General features: G+C 52.5%; 6 protein-coding genes and 1 pseudogene. 6 read left to right on the forward strand and 1 reads right to left on the reverse strand.

Annotated elements, in window-relative coordinates; genetic code table 11:
• Positions 1-208 precede the first annotated feature (208 nt).
• From WA354_RS05950 to WA354_RS05965, 4 genes are all read left to right on the forward strand, one after another.
• Positions 209-1,006: a glycosyltransferase gene (locus WA354_RS05950; RefSeq protein WP_472812099.1), complete on the forward strand. Its 798-nt coding sequence runs from the start codon at positions 209-211 to the stop codon at positions 1,004-1,006.
• Positions 984-1,724: an acyltransferase gene (locus WA354_RS05955; protein ID WP_472812094.1), complete on the forward strand. Its 741-nt coding sequence runs from the start codon at positions 984-986 to the stop codon at positions 1,722-1,724. Before WA354_RS05950 ends, WA354_RS05955 begins: the two co-directional genes overlap by 23 nt.
• A gap of 7 nt (positions 1,725-1,731) precedes the next feature.
• Positions 1,732-2,898 carry a glycosyltransferase family 4 protein gene (locus WA354_RS05960; RefSeq protein WP_472812095.1) on the forward strand — a complete coding sequence of 389 codons (1,167 nt, stop codon included), beginning with the start codon at positions 1,732-1,734 and terminating at the stop codon, positions 2,896-2,898.
• Between the two features lie 82 nt (positions 2,899-2,980).
• A complete protein-coding gene (locus tag WA354_RS05965) occupies positions 2,981-3,745 on the forward strand; it encodes a class I SAM-dependent methyltransferase (protein ID WP_472812096.1) in 765 nt (254 codons plus the stop codon).
• A 178-nt stretch (positions 3,746-3,923) separates the two neighbouring features.
• Here WA354_RS05965 and WA354_RS05970 read toward each other — a convergent pair whose 3' ends face one another.
• Positions 3,924-5,024 carry a DUF1972 domain-containing protein gene (locus WA354_RS05970; RefSeq protein ID WP_472812097.1) on the reverse strand — a complete coding sequence of 367 codons (1,101 nt, stop codon included), beginning with the start codon at positions 5,022-5,024 and terminating at the stop codon, positions 3,924-3,926.
• Positions 5,025-5,276: 252 nt separating this feature from the next.
• Here WA354_RS05970 and WA354_RS05975 point away from each other — a divergent pair, with 252 nt between their 5' ends.
• The gene (locus tag WA354_RS05975) at positions 5,277-5,444 is read left to right on the forward strand and encodes a hypothetical protein (protein ID WP_472812098.1); all 168 of its coding nucleotides are present in this window, start codon (positions 5,277-5,279) and stop codon (positions 5,442-5,444) included.
• 565 nt (positions 5,445-6,009) lie between these two features.
• Positions 6,010-6,887: pseudogene (locus tag WA354_RS05980) on the forward strand (hypothetical protein); the annotation flags it as partial.

A 6,887-nucleotide genomic window follows, 5' to 3' on the forward strand; every position in this document is an offset into this window, starting at 1 on the left:
CTCCTTAGACGAGCGAATCAACTTTGATTTGGTTCATCATGTTACCGGAACCGGATTCCGTGAACCTGGGCACCTCTGGAAACTCGGCAAGCCATTTGTGTGGGGTCCAATAGGGGGGTTGCAATTCTTTCCTTTGAGGCTGTTGAATGCGGTGCCATTCCGCTCGCGGCCATTCTTCCTCCTGAAGAACCTAGCAACCGTTTGGTCGATGTATGCGGCCAGTCGACCGAAGCGTGCTGCCGCCGCCGCCGGAATCATCCTTGCAGGGTCAAGCAACGTGGCTGAAAAAGTCCACGCACTTTACAACCGGGATGCCATAGTTCTATGCGAGGTGAGCGCACCCGACCTGGAGTCGAGACCTGCGACTCGGAGACGGCCCGAAGAACCTTTGCATATCGTTTGGTCCGGCTTCTGTGAAAGCAGAAAAGCGCTCAATATAGTCCTCCTTGCTCTGGGACAGCTCAAAGAGTCCTCCGTTGACTGGCGGTTGACCGCTGTCGGCAATGGCCCGCTTCTAGGTAGTTGGAAGCTACTTGCCCGAAGACTCGGAATAAACGAACGTTGTAACTTTACCGGGAGAGTCGTGCGGGCGGAGGTGTTTTCTGTCATGGCGTCCGCTCATTGTCTTGTCCAGCCTAGCCTGTATGACGCAACCTCCACGGTGGTAGCCGAGGCTCTGGCGCACGGACTTCCTGTCCTTTGTCTCGACCATTTCGGATTCAGGGACGCCGTTAACTCGGCATGCGGCGTGAAGATTCCACCGAACCAGCTTGATCAAGTGATTGCAGATTTTGCCGCGGCTATCAAAGCAATTGGACTGGATGAGGACCGCCGATATCAAATGGCAATCGCGGCCAGGCAAGCTGCACAGCGACTCACATGGAAACACAAAAGCGAAATCATTGAAGATGTGTACAGCCGAGTGATTTTATCATCGGAGTTGCCGAAGTTCCGGGGAGAAAATCGTCAAGGGCGAGAAGAAGATGAGTTCACATTCCGAAGGTGACGGCTCTGTATGGGAAGGCGGCATTCGCGCCTTTCAGAGTATCCTCCGCCGATTGCAGTACGTTGGCGATGATCATTCGCAATTTCGAAAGTACATCTGGAGCCACCTTGCGCGCACGGTGTTGCGGGGATTTTACTACCGTCTATTCAAGCTGACATGCCGAGACATCATCTCGGTAGGAGACCGGGTGCGCGTAATAGGTCCTAAAGGAAACGTGGTGTTCGGGAAAAGATGCAAGATTGAGGAGGGCGTCTACCTTCAGGCAATTAGCAGATCGAAAATGGTATTTGGAGACGATGTCACAATCTGCGCAGGTGCAATGATTCGCCCCAGCGGCCATTGGGGCGGCAATCTTGGATCCGGGATGGTTATGGGAAATCGGAGTTCTATTGGCGCATATTCATATATCGGCTGCTCCGGGAGTCTGAAGATTGGCGACAATGTGTTGATCGGCGCGAGACTCACGATTATCGCCGAAAACCATAACTTCTCAGATTCGAATAGGCTCATTTGTGAGCAAGGTGTTAATAACCGTGGGATCACGATCGGGAATGATGTGTGGATAGGTGCATGCGTTACGATTCTTGACGGTGTCACAATTGGAGATCACTCAATCGTTGCCGCAGGAGCGGTCGTTACAAGAGATGTTCTTCCCTTTGCCATCGTTGCAGGAGTTCCTGCAAGACAGATAAAGAGCCGCAAAAGTGATGAAGGCTGAGGAAAGAATGATTCGCCGTCGCCCGCGCATCGGCCTCGATCTGCACGTGGCGGAAGGGATATTTCAGGGATCGAGGACGCATTGCCTGGAACTGTTTTCACGCGTGATTGACTTTACGCCTGAGTGCGACTTTGTTTTGATCGCTGAAGAACCACATAAGCTGGTGTCTTTCAATAAGAGCTTTGCACTGCCGCATGTCTCCTTTGTTTCAATGCCGAAGAAACCGTCTTCCGTGAGGCTTCTCTGGCAGCTGCCGAACATAGTGAAGCGTCACGGCCTGTCTCTGTTACATGTCCAATACATAGCTCCGCCTGTGTCGTTTTGCGCTACAGCGGTTACAGTCCACGACATTTTGTTTGAGTCGCATCGAGAGTATTTTGAAAAGGCGTTTGTATTGCGATCTCATCTTCTTGTGCCCTATTCAATCCGCCATAGCGCTTGTGTGTTCACGGTGAGTGGATTCTCCCGCAGACAAATTTGCGACACTTATTCCGTCTCAGCTGAAAAGGTACATACAATCCCGAACGGGGTCGATACAGAGCGCTTTTTTTCGGGAGACTTGGGCTTCAACGAGGTGCAGGAGCTTGGTCTCCAACCGGGAACCTATTTTTTGACAGTTGGACGCCTGGAGCCGCGTAAGAACCATGCGACCTTGTTGCGCGCGTGGGCTCAACTCCCCTGTCCTCGTGCTCCACTGGTCATTGTTGGTCAGCGCCACTTTCAGTACCGTGAAGCCCTCGATTTGATTGGCACACTGCGCCTCGAACGGGACGTTAGAGTACTGGAGCAGGTTTCTGATGCACAACTAGGCGCGATATACCGCAACGCAAAGGGATTTGTTTACTGCAGCTGGGCAGAAGGATTCGGCATGCCCTTGCTTGAGGCGATGGCTTCAGGTATCCCTGTGATTTCCTCCCGAAGCACTGCCCTGTCTGAAGTATGTGCGGATGCAGCACTCCTTGTTGACCCGAGTAGCCCGAGCGAAATCTCCGATGCAGTCCTTGCGTTGGAGCGGACGGGATTGCGGGAAAGTCTGATCCATCGAGGGCAGCTAAGGATCAAGGAGTTCACCTGGGAAAAGGCGGCTCGAACCGTTCGCAGTGTTTATCTGCGTCATTTCGGACTGTCACCATCCGGTCTTTCACAAGGCGCGAGATCGGTGATTCATGACTGAAGAGGAACTGGGCACTTCGCCATCGGATGTATACTGACCGTGATCAAATGGCTTGTAAGTGTTTTTAAGTTGGGAGATAACCGTGCCGCTGAACCACAATACTGACAATGACTGGGAACGGCTTGGTGCCTCTGATCCATATTACGCGGTTTTGTCAGAATCCAGCTTCCGCAGGGCTAACCTGGTCGATGAAAGTATGGCGGCATTCTTCTCGTCTGGGGAGAAGCACGTCCAGGAAGTAATGGAGAATATCAGAAAGCATATCGACTCGAATTTCACGCCTGCTAATGTTCTCGACTTTGGTTGTGGTGTTGGAAGATTGGTGATCCCGTTTGCAAAGATTGCAAAACATGTTGTTGGAGCTGATGTCTCGACGGCAATGCTGGATGAGGCACGCGCAAATTGCGCGAAACGAAATGTAGCTAATGTCTCCATCATTAAGTCCGATGACCAACTAACCTTATTGACCGATCAATATGATTTGATACATTCCTATATCGTGTTTCAGCACATTTCAATGAAACGAGGCGAGCGGATTTTCAGCGAACTCCTGACGCATTTGAAGGTAGGAGGTGTCGGGGCATTTCATTTTACATTTGGCCGGTCTGACAGATCGCAGGCGAGGCAGCGGTTTATACAAGGTGCAAAGCACTACCTGCCCTTCTCAGCAATAATTGCGAATCTGCTGAGGGGACGAAATCTCTTTCGGCCACGAATGGAGATGAGTGCTTACGATTTGAACAGCATTTTTGCCCTGATCGAGAAACATGCAGCCAATATTTATGTTACTTATGCGAACCAGGGAGAATACTTGGGGGTACAGATTTACTTTAAGAAGATGCTATAAGCTGCATAATTCATTCTATTCATAGATACGGAATTTATGGTACTGGAAACCCTACAGGATTTAAAGCGAGTGGTGTTTCCCCTCCCCGTATCGCTCCTGACTGGGCATGATGATACGGTCTTCGATCAGGCGGCTACTTGGCCGGTACTCACCCCTTACAACTTCGGGTAGTGGGGTCCTACCGTTTAGCTTGCTCAGATTTCAGCAACGCCGCGTATCTGGAAATGATCTCTGGCCAGCGATAATATGCGCGCGCACGCGATCTCGCAGCCTCTCTGTGATATGTCAGTTCCGTTTCATCCTGCTCCGCGTCACCAATGGCCTTCGTAAGTTCTGCGCTATTTGCGAAATAGAAACCGCATGCGCCCAATACCTCGCGGTTGAAGGGGTTATTATGCGCAAAGATGAGGTTGCCACATCCCATCGCCTCGAGAAGCGAAGGGTTGGTTCCCCCGACGCTGTGACCGTGTAAATAGGCAAAGGAATGGTATCGCAAGCTGGTCAGCTTGATTTGGTCATATACGGTTCCAACCATTCGAATTCGGGGATCTTTCACCGAGAGAAGTCGCTCGACATAGCGGGTCTGGGTCAGTTGATCACCTACAACGATGAGCTGCCTGTTAGTGCTGGATCGTTGGAAGGCCTGGAGAATCTCTAGGACATGGTTTTCCGGCTCCAGCCTGCAAACGAGGATATAGTAGCCCCCCGATGCAAGACCCCACTCGGAAAGCGGCTCGATTGGAAGAGGTGTTTCGATCACCCTGCAACCATAAGGAATAACGGTACACGCCTGGAGTTTGCCATGACGGTCGGCTAGGTTCGCCGCAATGGCTTCCGCATCCGCGATGATGCAATTGGCCGCGCGAAGCGAAACCCATTCCATTAAGCGGAAATAGCTCTTCGCAACAAAGCCCCACTTAGAGCGTGCCCATTCCAGTCCATCAGGATTGATCCACACACGAGCGCCCCACAATCGCGGGATGAAGCAGAAGAGAGCGGCGCCATACCCAAGCATATACACAACGTCGTATCCTCTGCGCGTCGCCCAAAGGCAGCGCAGGTCGTAGAGGATGGTCCGAAGAGGGCCGAGAGCAGGAGCGGAAACATAACGCAGCTTTACCCCTTGAAAGACATCGGGGGCGGGAGATCTACCGGATTCGCAATAGACGGTTACATCGAAGCCTTGCTCGCTTAGCCCGACCGCGAGTCTCTCAGCGAAAGTCTCGAAACCGCCATGACGTGCGGGAATACCGCGCGTGCCGAGAATCGCCAGTCTCATCTAGGCAAACCCGAGTTGTGAGTGGAATTTGTCTCCGCCAAACAGCCGGGAAACAAATGCCTCGGTAGCGACAAAATCCCTGGATGCATAAGCCCGATTAAAACACAGAGGTGCAAAAGCGAGACGGCAAATCTAACCACGAATGGAGGCGAAAGCAAAGTGTACATTATCGAACCTTTCAGGTAAATCCGAGGCCAAGGGCTGCTGGGAAAGAAAATGAACGCTATGTCCCGCTCGAGAGGGTCTCTCGATATGGACGAGTCTTGGGACTCGCACGATGCGCAGAACCGCACGAGCAGATCAAGCCTTGACTTGCCCTATGCCTGGAAGGCGAAGTATGGCGGGATGGATGTGAACGAAGCTCAGGGAGCCAAGCAACTGCGGGATGCACCCGGCTTCGCAAGCGAGTGGCGGATCTGAGTAGGCTGCATAAGAAAGCGCTCCCGGCGGTGATCCGAAATGGATCTCGTCGCAACAATACGCCTCCAGCAGCGGCGAACATGCAACCTTGATGGACGCGGCATAGAGCGTCCGCTACAGGCACGAGACGGCAACTGTCTAGTATGTCCACACTCAGATGATGATCTGCGGGGCTCGTGTCGTGGCGTTGGCCAGAGACAAGCCATGGTCCGGATATCGGCGATTGCAAGTGCTGCTGCGCCGTTTCAGAGAGTCGGGCTCCGATGCCGGATGGGCCCGAACGCTTCTAATTCCGCCAAAGTGTCGAGGGCTGACTAACAACCGTCATTTGACTTTTTCAAACGGAATCTGTAAGTCTATGTCTGCAATCCAATTACCGATGATGGCAAGACCGTGAACAGCTATGGGACATAATGGCAAATCCAGGTATCGATCTTTTTTGTGCTCTTTGTTCCTCGTGGTTCCTCTATTGTTTTTTATAAATGGCTGCAATAGTAACTGTTTCATTCCGCCCTTAATAACCGGTCAACCTTCTGGTCAAACCGTCGAAGCTGGTCAGCCAGCCATGTTTACGGTCGCCGCGACGGGCTCAACACCGCTAACTTATCAGTGGCTGAAGAACGGCGTCGCTATTTCGGGAGCTACCCAAGCGTCTTATATCACTCCCACTAACCAATCTATCGATTCCGGCTCCACTTTCGCCGTCACCGTAACAAATCGGTACGGGACAATTAGCGCCACCCCCGCAATTCTCACTGTCGTCCCCCCAACTGCCGTCAATGCCTTCTTCGTTGCTCCGAACGGCAGCGACTCTAACGCGGGCACTATCGATCAGCCATTTTTGACCATCCAACACTGTGCGTCTTCCGTTGCCAAAGGATCGACTTGCGAAGTGCGTGCGGGAACCTACCGCGAAACGGTCACTCCCAATTCCGGAATTACAATAATGGCTTATAACCTCGAGCCCGTCATTCTCGACGGCTCCGACAGCGTGACAGGGTGGACCCTACATAGCGGATCAATTTATGAAGCTCACGTGACGCTCAGAACAGACGATACCAATCAGATCTTCGTCGGGAGCGACATGATGACCGAAGCGCGCTGGCCCAATGGAGATGACCTCTTTCAAGTGAATTGGGCCACTGAGAAGGCCGGCACCGATGCTGGACATATCGTCGATGCAAATCTCCCGCCTCTAAACTGGACAGGCGCAAAGGTCCATCTTTGGAGCGGCCCTGACCCGTTCGGCCACGAAACCAGTGTTGTCACCGCTTCAGGTGCGGGCCAGATATCCCTTGATGTCGGCCAGACCGGAGAATGCGGAGCCTTGTGTCCTCAAACGGGCGGCCATTATTATCTGTTTGGCGCGCTCGTCGCACTTGACGCAGAGCGCGAATGGTTCTATGACTCGAACTCCGCGATTCTATATTTCATGGCTCCTGG

It is taken from the genome of Occallatibacter sp. (genome assembly GCF_049802275.1).
Classification (GTDB): Bacteria; Acidobacteriota; Terriglobia; order Terriglobales; family Acidobacteriaceae; genus Telmatobacter.